This is a genomic window from Thermococcus peptonophilus (assembly GCF_001592435.1).
GTDB lineage: Archaea > Methanobacteriota_B > Thermococci > Thermococcales > Thermococcaceae > Thermococcus > Thermococcus peptonophilus.
This window is the reverse complement of sequence record NZ_CP014750.1, coordinates 1,406,516-1,419,603: the sequence shown is the minus strand read 5'-3', so window position 1 is coordinate 1,419,603 and position 13,088 is coordinate 1,406,516. Positions and strand designations below refer to the sequence as shown.

Here is a 13,088-nt window from a genome sequence, read left to right as displayed (position 1 = left end):
TTGTTAAAAGTTAAAGAAATTAATCAGGCGAGGAGAACCTCGCCGCCAGCAGCCTTGATCTTCTCCTCGGCCTTGGGGGTAACGTAGTAGGCCTTCACAACGAGGGCCCTTGTGAGCTTACCTGTGCCGAGTATCTTGTCAACGCCGAGGGCAGTCGCGTCGAAGACGAGCTTTCCGTCCTCCTCGTATATTATGCCCGCATCCTTGAACAGTTCAAAGTTCTCGTCTATGTCGTTGAGGTTTATGACCTTCGGGATGTACTGAACTGCTTTCGGCCTGTGGAAGCCCCTCTTTCCGAGCCTGTCCGGGGCGTACTTGATGGTCCAAGTCCACTTCTGGTCTTTCCTCTTACCTGTCCCGGCCATACCGCGGCCACCCTTGCTTCCACCGCCGCGGTGCTTCTTCTTGCAGCCCCATCCGTGAGTGTGACTTCCGCGGAGCTTCCTAACCTTCTTCCTCCTCCTAATCATCTCTCGCCACCTCAGAGCATTCTCTCAATGAGCTCGTTTATCTTCTCGCCGCGGTAACCGAGTGCTCCGCCCTCCTTGAAGGAGCGCTTCTTGCTTCCCTTAAGGCCGCCCCTCGGCGGGTGAAGCCTGAAGACCGGCTTGATGTTCGGCAGGTCCCTGAGCTTCATCTCGCCGTTGACGACCTTCTCGGCGAACTCCTCAATAGTCACGCCGAGCTTCTCCTGGACGTAGTCGTCGGTTATCGGCCTGTTTCCTATGAGCCTGCCCCTCTTCCTGAGGAGCTTGACAAGGGTTTCCTTGTTGATCTCGCCCCAGGTTATGTAGTCCTTGACCTTCTGGATCATTCCGCGGTAGCTCGGGGTGTCGTCAACTATGACAAGGTGGTTGATCCTGTGGAGGCGGAGCATGGCGAGGGTGTCTCTCACTTCACCCCTCGCCCTAATCCCGCTCCTAAGCCTGATGAGCGCAAGCTTTGCCATCTTCTCTCACCTCACTCAACCTCGAAGGTTGTGGGCATCGCCCTACCCACGACGATACCGTAGCGCTCGATGTCCTCCGGCTTGATGGCAACGCGGTTGGTGTTGTAGAGGGCGTTGAAAACAGCCTTCGCGAAGTTGACGGTCGTCCTCGTCTCACCGAGGGTCTGCGACCAGACGTCCTGAACACCAGCCAGCGTGAGTATCTTCTTGCCCACGTCACCGATAACGAGGCCGAGACCACGCGGTCCGGGCATGAGCTTGACGCGGACGCTGCCTTCCTTACCCTCGACGGCGAACGGAATTGAGTGCGGCCTCCTGCACCTGCACTCCCAGCTTCCACAGCCGCGCTTGATCTCGATGATGTTCATCTTGGCATAGTTGATGGCCTTCCTGATGGCTATACCGACTTCTCTTCCGTGGCCGATTCCAAGGCCGACGTAGCCGTCCCTGTTGCCGACTGCCGCGAGAACCCTGAACCTGATCCTCCTGCCACTGTCGGTCATTCTCACAGTCAAAGATATGTCGAGGACTTCCTGGTTCTCCCTGAGGTTGACCTCCGGAAGGAGGACGTCAACTATCTCGGGCTCCTTTATCTGGTAGCCCTTCCTGAAGATCTCGTGAATGTCAGTGATCTGGCCTTCCTTAACGAGCCTGCCGAGCTTGGTCTTCGGCTCCCACTCCTCAAGAACCCTCTGGGCTATCTCTCTCGGGTCGCTCATTCTCTCGCCCCCTCAAACTTCTCGATTATCTTGGACTTAACCTCTTCAAAGTGCTCCGGGAGCTTCTCCGGCTCGAGGCCTTTAACAAGGTAGCCCCCAAACTGCTTCCTGTAGAGGGCCTCATCCTCTTCCTTGAGGGCCTTGGCGTAGTTGGCTATGTGCTCGCCGTTTATCCTGTAGTCCTCTGGATAGATCTCCTCACTGTGCGGGACGTTTAAACCAGCATCAACTGCACCCTTAAGGACCGCGAAGATGCTCGAACCCTTGGTCGGCGGGTGGAGACCTATGTCGAGGATGGCCGCCTCTATACCGGCCTGCTTGGCCTTGTAGCCGATGAGAAGACCGAGCAGGTAAGCTGAAGGTGTGTTTCCTCCGTGGCCCTTCCAGCCGAAGTCCCTCATGAGCTCCCTGGTGTGTGCTGAGACTATAGTTCTGTCTCCCTTAGGGTCGTAAACCACGATCTGAGCGATGTGGTGGTTGAGGGTCTTCCTCACGACGAGCCTCGGCTTCTTGCTCTTGAGGAGCTTGAGCCTCTTGTGATAGTTAGTCTTACCCTCTCTCCTCCTCCTGAACGGAACCCTATACCTCGGTCCGTGTGCCATCTCTCTCACCTCACTCCTTCAAAATACCGTGCTCCTGCATGAACATGTAGAGCTGCCTCTTGTTCTTGAACTGGCCGCCCTTGGCACGGATGTAGAGCCTCCTATAGGTGTGGGCATCGAGCTTGCCCTCGGCCTTGAGCTTCCTGAGCTCCTTCCTCAGGGCCCTTATGGTCATCATCCAGCGTTCCTTCTTGCCCATTCTGGCCGTCTTCTTGCCCTTCTTGCTTCCAGGACCACGGTGGCGGCCCTTCTTTCTGGCCTCCTGGAAGGCCCTAGCCCTGGCCCTGCTCTGGCCTTTGATAGGCTTCTTCTTGATGACGCCGTCGTGGATGAGCCTCTTTATGTCCTCCCTCGTTATAGCGGCGGCAACGTCGTCAATCCTCTCGGGGTCAATCCATATCCTGTTCTCGCCACACTTCAACAGCTCGGCGGCAATTCTCCTCTGAGTCTTAAGCATGATCATCACCTCACGGGTTGAGAACCTTCACTCCGAGCTCCTTAGCCCTGGCGAGTATCATCTCTCTCTTCCTGGCGCCGACTGTTCCCGCTATCCTTGCGGCCTGCCTGGCCGGATCTATTGCCTCAAGCTCCTTGACGTTGTGGACGAGGACCTCCTCGTAGCCGCTCGGGTGGAGCCCGCGGACAGCTTTAGGTGAGCTCCATCCGATGCTCGGTGAGCGCGGCTTGCCCTTCTTCTTGAGCCTCATCTTGCTGTCGATTCCCTTTGGCCTTCTCCACTTCGGGTCGTTCTTGAACTTCGGATACCTCCACCACTCCTGGCGGAGGAACCTCGGCTTCTTCCTCTTGAGCTTGGCCCTTATCCTCAGGAGTCTCGCCTTTTCGTTCATCTCTCACACCTCACCATCAGAACTTTATCGGCTTGCCAGCCTTCTCAACAATGTAGATACCGTCCTGGAAGACACGCCTGTCCCACTTGGTTATCCTCGTGGCCTGCTCGATGTTAGCAGCGGTCTGGCCTACGGCTTCTTTGTCAATACCCTCAACCTCGATCTCGCTTCCCTTGACCTTGACGGTAACGCCCGGAAGGATCCTGGCCCTCCTCGGGTTCTTCTCACCGAGGAAGTTCTCGATGACCACTTCATCGCCCTGAACCTTAACTGTCATCGGGAAGTGGCTGTAGACGACCTTGAGCCTGTACTTGAAGCCCTCGGTAACGCCCTTGATCATGTTGTTGACATGGGCCTTGAAAGTCCTCGCTATCGCCACGTCCTTCTTCCTTGGAAACTCCTTGTAGATGACAACCTTACCGTCCTCGGTGAAGATTTGAACGCCAGGGTACTTGAGCTCCCTCTGAAGCTCTCCCTTCGGCCCCTTGACCTTGACGGTGTTGCCCTCAACGGTGACCTCGACTCCCTCTGGTATCTCAATCTCCTCACGAATCCAAGCGTCCACCGGCATTTTTCTCACCTCAGTAGACGTAGGCTATCAGCCTGCCGCCGATTCCCTTTTCGAGCGCTTCCTTGTGGGTCATAACACCCTGGGACGTTGAGACAATGAGGATACCGAACTCGAAGGCTGGAAGGAACCTCTTCTCCCACTTCTCATAGTCCCTGGCCTTGACCGGGAAGCGCGGCTTTATTGCGCCAGCCTTGTTGATCTTGCCTATGAGCTGAACCCTATATATTCCCGCCCTTCCGTCGTCGATGAGCTCGAACTCGCCGATGTAGCCGTTCTCGAGCATAACCCTGAGGACCTCACCGATGAGCTTTGAGGCGGGCTTTATGTAGACCTCCTTCTTTCCAACTCTCTCGCTGTTCGTTATGTGTGAAAGCGCGTTTGCCAGGGGGTCAAGCAGAGTCATCTTCTCTCACCTCACTCATACTTCTTGAAGCCGAGCTTCGGGGCGACCTCGCGGAAGCAGTGCCTGCAGAGCATAAGGCCGTGTATTCTGATTATCGGCCCGTACTGGCCGCAGCGCACGCACCTTCTCGCACCCTTACCAAACTTCCTCGGCTTCCTCTTGTTGTAATCGGCCTTCGCCATCTCACAATCCCTCCACCTTAGCCTTAAGCTCCTCCATAGCGAAGACTATACCCTCCTCCTTGGTCAGCTTGTGCTTGGTCGGTATCTTCCTCCTCTGCCTCTTCCTCCTGGCGACCCTAAACCCGGGCCTCTCAAGGGTGACGCAGACGTCCATACCGAAGATACCGATCTCTGGGTCGTATTCAACGCCCGGTATGTTTATGTGCTCCTGGATTCCAAAGCAGAAGTTTCCGTGCTCGTCGAAGTTGCCAACGCTGAGCTTTCTGTCAACGGCCTCAAGAAGCCTGTCGAGCATCTGGTAGGCCTTCTCCCCACGGAGGGTGACCTTGACAGCTATCGGCTCTCCCCTTCTAATTCCGAAGTCCCTGTTGGTCTGCTTGGCTCTCCTCCTTATCGGCTTCTGACCGACGAGCTGCTCCAGCATGGTCTCGGCCTTAGTCAAGCGCTCACCGCTCTCACCAACACCTATGTTTATAGTGACCTTGGCTATCCTCGGCTTCCTCATCGGGTGAGCTTCCCAGTCAGCCAGGATTGCCTCTCTGTTGATCTGCATCTCATCTCACCTCTCACGGAAGGGAAATCTCAGGCTTGTCTTTACCAATGACGAAGGCGTACTCCTTCAGGGTGTCGAAGAGCTCACCGTTCTCGTCCTCGATGGTGACGACGTCGGGCCAGCCCATCGGGAACTGCCTGACCTCGACGATCTTACCCTTTCTGGCAACGTTCTTACCCTGGGTAACGAAGACGTAGGCACCGACCTCGAACGGGAGCACCTTGACTATCTGCCTCTCCGGAACCTGCATTATGACCGTGTATGAGGTCTTGTAGGCGTCCTTCTCGGCAAGGCTGACGAGGTGGTTGCTTCCGTCGTGGAGGTTCAGCTGAACCTTAGCGCCCTTGACCATCCTCTTGTTGTTGATCCTGAAGGGCTTGAGCTTGGCCTCTTCCTCGCTTATCGGGTGGAGTATGAGCTTGCCTATCCTGTTCGGGAGAACCCTGTAGTGCTCACCTGTCTCCGGGATTGAGACGACGTCCATGATTCCAACGGGGAACTTGTAGTCCTTCCTGACCCTGCCGTCAACGAGGATCTTGCCCTCGTTGAGGATCTTCCTGGCTTCCCTGGCGGTCTTGGCATAGCCGAGGTAGTCCCTGACTATGTAGATTAACGGTATTGAAGTCTTCATGCTGTGCGGACCCGGACTGGGCCTGACGGCCCACTTGTAAGCCTTCCTGTGAATATACCAGGAAGTCGGAGCGGCAAGCCTCTTAAGGTGTCTCTTTGGACCCTTCCTCGCCATCAAGCAGCCCTCCTCTCAATTATCTTCTCTCTCTTTTCGTCTTCGAGGTTGAGCTCAACAATCATGACATTCGAGGGGTGAAGTGGGTAGAAGACCTCGGTACCGTTGGTCTTCTTGTGAGTAACGCCCTCAACATGAATCCTGTACCTCTTAAGGTCGACCTCCACGACCTTGCCCTCGACGCCCTTGAAGTCACCGCGCATAACTTTGACCTTGTCGCCAACCCTAACGGGCAGGTTTCTCACTCCGTACTTCTCCCTAAGCTCCTTGCTGAGGGGGGCGCTCATTATCTTACCCCTCAGGTGAAGGGGAGCGTTGTAGAGGAACTTCCTCTGCTTCCTCGGCTGCTTCATATCAAGCTTCATCTCATCTCACCTCACAGCACTATGCTCGCTATACTACCGAGCCTGACCCACCTCTCGGCGGCCTCCCTCGCTATCGCACCCCTGATCTCGGTTCCCCTAGGGACACCTTCGGGGGTGACTATCGCAGCCGCGTTGTCCTCGAACTTAACGCGCATGCCGTCGAGCCTTCTGTACTCCTTCCTCTGCCTGACAACGACAGCCCTGACGACCTGGTGCCTCATGTCGGGTCTTCCTTTCTTAACGGTGGCGACTACCATGTCACCAACGCCCGCGGCCGCAAGCCTCCTCCTTGTACCCTTGTACCCAACGACGCCTATGATTTGGATAACCTTGGCACCGCTGTTGTCAGCAACCTTGAGGTAGGCACCTATCGGGAGGGCGCGCGTTGGCCTGACGGGGCTAATACCCCTGGTTGCACCTGCACCCTTCTTGGCCATGCATCACACCTCCTCAGCCCTCTCGGCCCTCTGAAGGACGGCCACGACAACCCAGCTCTTGGTCTTGCTTATCGGCCTGGTCTCGGCTATGAGCACTTTGTCACCAACCTTAGCGTTGATGCACTCGGGGTTGTGGGCGTGAACCTTGCTCTTCCTGAGCTCGTACCTCTCGTATTTCTTGAGGTAGTGGTAGTACTGCCTCTCAACGACGACAGTCTTCTTGCCCTTGTCGCTAACGACTATACCCTCAACGTATCTACCGTGTATCTTGAGGTTCCCATGCCAGGGGCACTTGGGATCGTTACAAACCTCAGCGGGAGGCTGAACCCTCAATCCAATCTCTCTCATTTCCGCCACCTCTTTTTGAGTCTCATCTCGGGTCTTCCCACCAGATCCTTTCCGTTGACACGGATCTTTTCATTGCCAAGGTCAAACTCGATCTCGACCACGTCCTTCGGGACTACCCAGGCCCTATCTCCCACCAGGACGAGAGTGTTCCTCGTCTCGTCAAGGACGTAGCCCTCGATGCCGACCAGCTCTGGATGAGATGCCCTTATAACCTTTGCTTTAAGGCCTATCAGCTCGTGCCAGATTATGTTTTTCCGGGTCACTCGACCTCTATGAGCTCCTCTGAAAATCCAAGCTCTGCCAGCAATTTCTTGACCCTGTCTCTGTGGTCTCCCTGCAGCTCTATCCTTCCGTTCTTTGCCGTTCCCCCGCATGCCAGCTTCGCCTTCAGTTTCTTTGCTATATCCTCAAGGTCGAACTCCTTCTCGTCTATGCCCTCGATTATGGTCTTGAGCTTGCCGTAGCGGGCCCTCTCAATGTAGACCCTTATCCTCTGCTGCTCCTTCAGGACCTCCTTAAAGAGCATCTCATCCAGAGGGTTCACAATCCTTGGCACTTAGCCTCACCTTTTCTCCCTAAGCTTCTCCCTCTTTATAGTAAGCAGGCGCGCAATGTCGCGCCTGAGGTTGCGGATGACCATGGGGTTCTCCATGGAGGCCCCCATGGTGAGCACGCCACGCTCCTTGGCCAGTTCAAGGCGGAGCTCCCTTATCTTCTTGTCGATCTCCTCGATGCTCATCTCCCTAATCTCACTGGGCTTCATTGGCGCTCACCTCTTCCTCAACGATCTCCTTAATCTCGATCTCGTCCGGAAGCTTGGCGTCGGGCGGCATGATTGAGACCTTAACACCGATGACACCGAGCTTGAGCTGGGCCTGGGCGTAGCCCCTGCTGACGAGGGTCTCGGCCGGGTTTCCGACCTTAGCGAGGTAGCCCTGGTAGAACCTGACGCTCTTGGCCCTCTCACCTGTAAGCTTTCCGCTGAGCCTTATCTCGACACCCCTAGCTCCGTTCCTCATGATGGCCCTTATGGCGGAGTAAGCTGCCCTCCTGAAGTGGATGCCCCTCTCAAGGGCCTGGGCAAGCCTCACAGCCTGAACCTTGGCGTTGAGGTAGGGGTTCTTAATCTCCTCGACCTCGATCTGAGGGTTCTCGAGGCCGAACTGCTTCTCAAGTATCCTGGTGAGCTCTCTTATCCTTCTACCGCCCCTTCCGATAACGTAACCTGGGTTGGCGGCGAAGATGGTGACCTTGGTTCCGAGGGGGGTCTTCTTTATGTCGAGGCCGCCGTAGCCGGCCCTCCTGAGCTCCTTCTCAAGGAACTCGTCGATGAGCATCTCCTTAACGCCTTCCTTGATGAAGTACCTCTCGATCGCCAAAGATCTCACCTCCTAATCTCCTCGACGACTATCTCTATATGGGTGGTCTGCTCGTTGAACGGTGTGGCCCTACCAAAGGCCCTCGGTATGTATCCCCTGAGGGCGGGGCCCCTGTGGGCAGCAGCGTGGATTATCTTGAGCCTGTCCACGTCGAGGCCCTTCTGCTCGGCGTTGTTCTTGGCGTTAAGGAGTATCTTCTTGACTGCCTTGGCAACCTTGACCGGGTACCTTCCGGGACCGAAGCCCTTACCCGGCTTGTGGCCCTGGCTGTCGTTAAAGCGCTTCATCGGAACGGGTCTCTTCTTGGCTATGACGTCGTCGAGGTAGCGGAGGGCGTCGTTGAGCATCATCCCCCTTATCTCCCTGAGGAGCTCGACGCTGTGCTTGGGCGAAATCCTGAGATCCCTTCCGCTTGCCCTCGCCATCCTCTCGGGGTCAAAATTTTGGAATGAGTAGGAAAACCTGCCCCTGCTCATCTAAACCACCTCACTTGACTGCAACGAACATCGATGACCTCGTAGCACCGACACCAGGTGAGCCGTGCTGGACAACCTTCCTAGTCATGGCGAACTCGCCGAGGTAGTGGCCGATCATCTCCTCCTTTATCTCAACCGGAACGAACTCCTTCCCGTTGTGAACGTGGATGGTCATGCCGACCATCTCGGGAAGGATGACCATGTCCCTGCTGTGGGTCCTTATCGGCTTGTTGTACTTGCCCTTCTTAGCGAGCCTTATCTTCCTAAGGAGCTTCTTCTGCTCTGGTGAAAGGCCCCTCTTGAGGCTCCTCCTCTGCCTGCTCGGGAGGAGCTTTGCGAATTCCTCAAGTGACATGTTGAGAAGCTCATCAAGGGTGTAGCCCCTATACCTAAACTCCTTCTTTCTCGCCATCTTCATCACTTCCTCCTACCAGTTCTTCTCGCGGCTATGTGACCAACCTTCCTTCCGGGCGGAGCGCGCCTTGAAACGGTCGAGGGCCTTCCGATGTGGTGCTCCTTACCACCGTGCGGGTGGTTGACGGCGTTCATCTTGACACCTCTCGGCTTCGGCCAGAACCTGTTCCTGGCCTTGGCTATGTAGTAGGCCTTACCTGCCTTGACAATTGGCTTCTCAAGCCTTCCACCGCCGGCGACGACACCGATGGTGGCCCTGCACATTGGGTTGAAGGCCTTGAGCTCACCGCTTGGGAGCTGGACTATAACCTTGTCCTTCTCCCTGCTGACGACGAGCGCGTAGGTTCCTCCAGCTCTGACGTACTTTCCACCGTCGCCCGGAACTCCCTCGATGTCGTAAACGTAAGTACCCTCCGGGATCTTTGCTAGCGGGAGGGTGTTGCCGATTGCTATCGGGGCCTCTGGACCGATGTAGACTTCCTGTCCCACGAGGATTCCCTCGGGGGCTATGATGAGTTTCTTCGTTCCGTCCTCAAACTTGACCCTCGCGACCGGGGCAGTCCTCCCAGGGTCGTGGAGGATCTCCTCAACAACGCCCCTGAGGGTCTTCTCCATCGTTATGTTGAGCGGGACGTACCTGACAGCGCCCCTGTACCTGTGTGAAGGGGCTCTAAAGGTGGTGGTTCCCTTACCTCTCCTCTGCTGGATCAGACTCTTTCCCATCTCACTCACCCCTTCAGAACAATCCCAACCTGGCAGCTATCTCACTTGCGTCGTACTCGGGCTTGAGCTTCACGTAGGCCTTCTTCTCTCCCTTCATCGTTATGAGGGTGTTGACCTTCGCGACCTTGACGTTGAACATCTCTTCCACAGCCCTCTTAATGTCCTGCTTGGTGGCCCTCTTGTCAACTATGAAGGTGAGCTTGTTCTCCCTCTCTATGAGGGAGACGGCCTTTTCGGTAACGAGCGGCCTTATGATGACCTTATACGGATCCATCTCTCATCACCCGTAAATCTCCCTAAGCCTCTCTATGGCACCCTTGGTCCAGATCGTAAGCCTTCCCGGGTGGGTACCCGGTGCGAGGTACTCAACGCCGAGGTTGTCAACGGTTACAACGTCAACGCCCGGGTGGTTCCTCGCCCCCTGGACAATGCCCTCGTTCTTGGCAACGACGATGAGCGGGCCCTTGGCCTTCTTGTACCTCCTTCCGCGCATCTTGCCCTTTCCAGCGCGAATCTTGGTGTTCTTTTTGGCCCTCTCGATGTCGTCCCAGACGCCGAGCTTCTTGAATATTTCCCTGGTCTGGGCGGTCTTGAAGACCTTCTGCAGGTCGTCGGTAACGACGAGCGGGATCTGCGGGATGTTGTCAACCACGTGACCCCTGGCCCTGACGAGGTCGTAGTTCGCTGTTGCAGCTATGGCACTCATTATGGCGAGCCTTCTCTCTTTCTTGTTGATGTCCTCCCAGATTATCTTCTCGACCTTGGGCGGGTGGGTTCTTCTACCGCCAACGGCGAACGGAACGAAGGCGGCGAACCTCGGTGAGGTCTTTATCCTCTCAACCCTTGCCATTCCGTGGCCCTTTCCAATGTTCTCGGTGACGCGCCTCTTACCTGCCTGCGGATCCCTACCCTGCGGCTGAAGCCTGTGAGTCCAGGAAGCGATGACAGCCCTCCTTATGAGATCCGGCCTGAAGGGAGTGCTGAACACCTTGGGAAGCTCGATCTCCTCAACGGGCTCGCCTTCGAGATTGAAAACCTTGACCTTCATCTATCTCACCTCACTGCTTGGACTCTCTACTGACGTAGGTTATCTGCGGCCTCTCAACAGGCGGCCTCTTCTTCGGCGGCCTTATAGCCGGCCTGACCCTTATTATCCTCTTGAACGAACCCGGAATCGTACCCTCGATCATGAGGAAGTCGCTCCTAACGATGCCGTAGTGCGGGAAGCCGCCCTTCGGGGTGATCTCGATCTCGTTTCCGTCGAGAACAAGCTTGCCGTTCTCGCCTATAGCGATGAGCCTCTTGTTGAACTCGGTCCTGTGGTGGAAGCCCATCTGACCGGCCTGCGGAACGGTCCACATGACCCTGGCCGGGTGCCACGGACCGAGGTTACCGATGTGCCTGCCCTTGCCAGCCCTCTGGGCCTTGTGGAACTGGACCTTGACGCCCCACCTCTTGACCGGGCCCTGGGTTCCCTTGCCCTTGGTGACCGCTATGACGTCGAGGAGCTCGCCCTCGTGGAGAACCTCTCCAGCGCGGAGCTCCTTGCCTATCTTCTCCTTGGCGTAGTCGAACTTGGCCTTGACGTCGTCGCCACCGATGGCGTACTCCATAACTTCCGGCTTCTTCTTGAGGCCGATGAGCCAGGGCTGGGTGTGAACGAGAAGCCTGATGTCGGCTATCTCGCCGTCGTTGACGAGGTCCTCAAGCTGGCCGAGCTTCGCCTGGAAAGCATCTTCGTTGTAGTTCTTCGGCAGGGTCTTTATCCTCCTGGCCACGTTCTTGTGGAGATCGTGGAACCAGACCTCGGTGGCCGTTTCAAGGCCGAGGTAGCCCTGTTTGTAGGCCCTTATGCCGTAGACGAAAAGCGGCGGAACCTCGACTATGGTTACCGGCACGAATATCTCCTTGCCCTTAGTGAGCCCTGGGCTGTCGTCGATCATGAGGATGTGGGTCATGCCAGCCTTGTAGCCAGCGAAACCGAGCATCCTGACTTCACTGTCCTTTGGCCAGCTCCTAATCCTGGGCACTATACTCTTCGCCCTCTTTCTCGGGGAATATGCCAGTGAACCTCTCCTTGGCCTGTGTATTTTTCCCATCTCAATCCCTCCTTATGAGATTAAATATCGCGAGGGTTGCAAGCAATGCCTCCTCGGTGCGGACCGTTTCAGTCCGCTGATTTGGAATGGTGTTGAGGATTAGATGGAACTCAAACTTCTCCTCGCCGAGGAGCTCCATCACGCCTTTCCTCGGTGAGCCGAACACGAAACCAACTTCCCCCTCGAGCGGGGGAACCTCAACCTCTCTTATGTCGCGACCCTTCCTCGAGGTCGCGATGACCAGATCAAGCCCGGCCTTTTTAAGTGTTTTCGCCAGCGACTTCCTCGTGAGGTGAACCCTGTAGCCCCAGTATTCCTCTGGTTTTGTCGGGACGACCCTCAGAGGTCTTGTCGAGACGATTTTGAACGTTGCGCGCCCTTCGACGTTCCCTTCAACGACCGCCAGCTCGTCGAGGCCTATGTCCGCGTAGATCCTTCTTCCCTTCCTGAAGGCAAAGCCCTCGCGGATTTCGCCGATCCTCGGTCTTCCCTTGAGCTTGTGGTGGGGAGTCCTCAGCGGCGGTATCACTCCCACGTACTTGAGCTCGGGCATCAGCGGGAACAGCCTCTTCCTGAGGTACTGGGGGGTTTCCGCGTACTCGAAGACAGTCTTGATGAACTTTCCGTCCCTACCGCCGGCCCTGTAAATCCAGATGTGCTCGACGCCGAAGATTGAGCAGGCCCTGGCTATCTGTCCGACCTTGTACGTTCTGATCTTTGGATCATCCGTCTCTTCAAGGAGCGAATCGGGAATAAAGACGTGCCAGGCCATTTTTCCGTCATCCTTTGATGTGATAGCTCCAATGCTGAAGTGGGGTCTATGGAGACTATTTAAAAGGCTTTCGAACCCTTCCACCCTCTTTTGGGCTGTGGAGTGTGAAATTTTTTTGCAAAGGAAACTTTGCAGAGCAAAGTTTCATCAAAAGCGCCAAACTGTTCAATAGGAAAGAGATTTAGAGTCGTGCACTTTAAAATCAGCGAGTTGGAAGCGGGTTTACACGAAAATCCAAGTTTTATAGTGTTTCAGCCCCCAAACGGCGTCCTTCGGACGCCAAAAATAATGTCGAAACATTCCAAACAGGAATATTCAAGAAGCAAACCCGCAGTCGGAGCCACAATTAAAGGAGTGCACGAAGCATTTCCGAACTTTTCAGTAGTAGTAAAAACCTTTTGATGAAACTTTTTGCCAGAAAAGTTTCTTTGGTCAAGCTTTGCGCAAGCAAAGGTTGCTGGGGAGCTTCGCCCCACGCCCCCAGAAGAATTGTCATTCCATCC

At 55.7% G+C, this 13,088-nt stretch carries 25 protein-coding genes; all 25 read right to left on the bottom strand.

Going from position 1 to position 13,088, the window contains the following annotated elements; genetic code table 11:
• Positions 1-23: 23 nt before the first annotated feature.
• From A0127_RS07595 to A0127_RS07475, 25 genes are read right to left on the bottom strand one after another with little or no spacing between them, the layout of a single operon-like run.
• Positions 24-470: a large ribosomal subunit protein uL15 gene (locus A0127_RS07595; RefSeq protein ID WP_011250470.1), complete on the bottom strand. Its 447-nt coding sequence runs from the start codon at positions 468-470 to the stop codon at positions 24-26.
• Positions 471-481: 11 nt separating this feature from the next.
• Entirely contained in the window at positions 482-949 is a 468-nt protein-coding gene (locus A0127_RS07590; RefSeq protein WP_062389986.1) for a 50S ribosomal protein L30, read from the bottom strand.
• An 11-nt stretch (positions 950-960) separates the two neighbouring features.
• Positions 961-1,668: a 30S ribosomal protein S5 gene (gene rpsE / locus A0127_RS07585; protein WP_062389984.1), complete on the bottom strand. Its 708-nt coding sequence runs from the start codon at positions 1,666-1,668 to the stop codon at positions 961-963.
• A complete protein-coding gene (locus tag A0127_RS07580) occupies positions 1,665-2,270 on the bottom strand; it encodes a 50S ribosomal protein L18 (RefSeq protein ID WP_062389981.1) in 606 nt (201 codons plus the stop codon). Before A0127_RS07580 ends, rpsE begins: the two co-directional genes overlap by 4 nt.
• A 10-nt stretch (positions 2,271-2,280) precedes the next feature.
• Positions 2,281-2,733 carry a 50S ribosomal protein L19e gene (locus A0127_RS07575; RefSeq protein WP_197463570.1) on the bottom strand — a complete coding sequence of 151 codons (453 nt, stop codon included), beginning with the start codon at positions 2,731-2,733 and terminating at the stop codon, positions 2,281-2,283.
• A gap of 4 nt (positions 2,734-2,737) precedes the next feature.
• Positions 2,738-3,118: a 50S ribosomal protein L32e gene (locus A0127_RS07570; RefSeq protein ID WP_054841364.1), complete on the bottom strand. Its 381-nt coding sequence runs from the start codon at positions 3,116-3,118 to the stop codon at positions 2,738-2,740.
• A gap of 16 nt (positions 3,119-3,134) precedes the next feature.
• Positions 3,135-3,689: a 50S ribosomal protein L6 gene (locus A0127_RS07565; RefSeq protein ID WP_062389978.1), complete on the bottom strand. Its 555-nt coding sequence runs from the start codon at positions 3,687-3,689 to the stop codon at positions 3,135-3,137.
• A gap of 10 nt (positions 3,690-3,699) precedes the next feature.
• Positions 3,700-4,092 carry a 30S ribosomal protein S8 gene (locus tag A0127_RS07560; RefSeq protein ID WP_011250477.1) on the bottom strand — a complete coding sequence of 131 codons (393 nt, stop codon included), beginning with the start codon at positions 4,090-4,092 and terminating at the stop codon, positions 3,700-3,702.
• 11 nt (positions 4,093-4,103) lie between these two features.
• Positions 4,104-4,274 carry a 30S ribosomal protein S14 gene (locus tag A0127_RS07555; protein ID WP_062389976.1) on the bottom strand — a complete coding sequence of 57 codons (171 nt, stop codon included), beginning with the start codon at positions 4,272-4,274 and terminating at the stop codon, positions 4,104-4,106.
• Position 4,275: 1 nt separating this feature from the next.
• The gene (locus tag A0127_RS07550; protein WP_054841361.1) at positions 4,276-4,827 is read right to left on the bottom strand and encodes a 50S ribosomal protein L5; all 552 of its coding nucleotides are present in this window, start codon (positions 4,825-4,827) and stop codon (positions 4,276-4,278) included.
• Between the two features lie 13 nt (positions 4,828-4,840).
• Complete coding sequence (locus A0127_RS07545; RefSeq protein WP_011250480.1) at positions 4,841-5,572, bottom strand: 30S ribosomal protein S4e; 732 nt, start codon at positions 5,570-5,572, stop codon at positions 4,841-4,843.
• Positions 5,572-5,937: a 50S ribosomal protein L24 gene (gene rplX, locus A0127_RS07540; RefSeq protein WP_062389973.1), complete on the bottom strand. Its 366-nt coding sequence runs from the start codon at positions 5,935-5,937 to the stop codon at positions 5,572-5,574. Before rplX ends, A0127_RS07545 begins: the two co-directional genes overlap by 1 nt.
• 11 nt (positions 5,938-5,948) lie before the next feature.
• A complete protein-coding gene (locus tag A0127_RS07535) occupies positions 5,949-6,374 on the bottom strand; it encodes a 50S ribosomal protein L14 (RefSeq protein ID WP_011250482.1) in 426 nt (141 codons plus the stop codon).
• A gap of 3 nt (positions 6,375-6,377) precedes the next feature.
• Positions 6,378-6,722, bottom strand: coding sequence for a 30S ribosomal protein S17 (locus tag A0127_RS07530; RefSeq protein ID WP_011250483.1), 345 nt, complete (start codon positions 6,720-6,722; stop codon positions 6,378-6,380).
• Entirely contained in the window at positions 6,719-7,096 is a 378-nt protein-coding gene (locus tag A0127_RS07525) for a ribonuclease P protein component 1 (protein ID WP_082781411.1), read from the bottom strand. The genes A0127_RS07530 and A0127_RS07525 overlap by 4 nt, the downstream gene beginning before the upstream one ends.
• Complete coding sequence (yciH, locus tag A0127_RS07520; protein WP_231855824.1) at positions 6,982-7,248, bottom strand: stress response translation initiation inhibitor YciH; 267 nt, start codon at positions 7,246-7,248, stop codon at positions 6,982-6,984. Before yciH ends, A0127_RS07525 begins: the two co-directional genes overlap by 115 nt.
• Before the next feature lie 36 nt (positions 7,249-7,284).
• Positions 7,285-7,485 (bottom strand): 50S ribosomal protein L29, encoded by a 201-nt coding sequence (rpmC, locus tag A0127_RS07515; protein ID WP_011250486.1) that lies wholly within the window; start codon positions 7,483-7,485, stop codon positions 7,285-7,287.
• Complete coding sequence (locus A0127_RS07510) at positions 7,472-8,101, bottom strand: 30S ribosomal protein S3 (RefSeq protein WP_011250487.1); 630 nt, start codon at positions 8,099-8,101, stop codon at positions 7,472-7,474. Before A0127_RS07510 ends, rpmC begins: the two co-directional genes overlap by 14 nt.
• 5 nt (positions 8,102-8,106) lie before the next feature.
• Positions 8,107-8,577: a 50S ribosomal protein L22 gene (gene rplV, locus A0127_RS07505; RefSeq protein ID WP_062389970.1), complete on the bottom strand. Its 471-nt coding sequence runs from the start codon at positions 8,575-8,577 to the stop codon at positions 8,107-8,109.
• 10 nt (positions 8,578-8,587) lie between these two features.
• Positions 8,588-8,989, bottom strand: a complete 402-nt coding sequence (locus A0127_RS07500) for a 30S ribosomal protein S19 (RefSeq protein ID WP_062390889.1) — start codon at positions 8,987-8,989, stop codon at positions 8,588-8,590.
• Between the two features lie 5 nt (positions 8,990-8,994).
• Complete coding sequence (locus tag A0127_RS07495) at positions 8,995-9,714, bottom strand: 50S ribosomal protein L2 (protein WP_062389967.1); 720 nt, start codon at positions 9,712-9,714, stop codon at positions 8,995-8,997.
• A gap of 13 nt (positions 9,715-9,727) precedes the next feature.
• Positions 9,728-9,988, bottom strand: a complete 261-nt coding sequence (locus tag A0127_RS07490; RefSeq protein WP_054841354.1) for a 50S ribosomal protein L23 — start codon at positions 9,986-9,988, stop codon at positions 9,728-9,730.
• A 6-nt stretch (positions 9,989-9,994) separates the two neighbouring features.
• Positions 9,995-10,762 (bottom strand): 50S ribosomal protein L4, encoded by a 768-nt coding sequence (rpl4p, locus tag A0127_RS07485; RefSeq protein WP_062389965.1) that lies wholly within the window; start codon positions 10,760-10,762, stop codon positions 9,995-9,997.
• 10 nt (positions 10,763-10,772) lie between these two features.
• Positions 10,773-11,813 (bottom strand): 50S ribosomal protein L3, encoded by a 1,041-nt coding sequence (locus A0127_RS07480; RefSeq protein WP_062389962.1) that lies wholly within the window; start codon positions 11,811-11,813, stop codon positions 10,773-10,775.
• Between the two features lies 1 nt (position 11,814).
• Positions 11,815-12,585, bottom strand: coding sequence for a putative RNA uridine N3 methyltransferase (locus A0127_RS07475; RefSeq protein ID WP_062389960.1), 771 nt, complete (start codon positions 12,583-12,585; stop codon positions 11,815-11,817).
• Between the last annotated feature and the right edge of the window lie 503 nt (positions 12,586-13,088).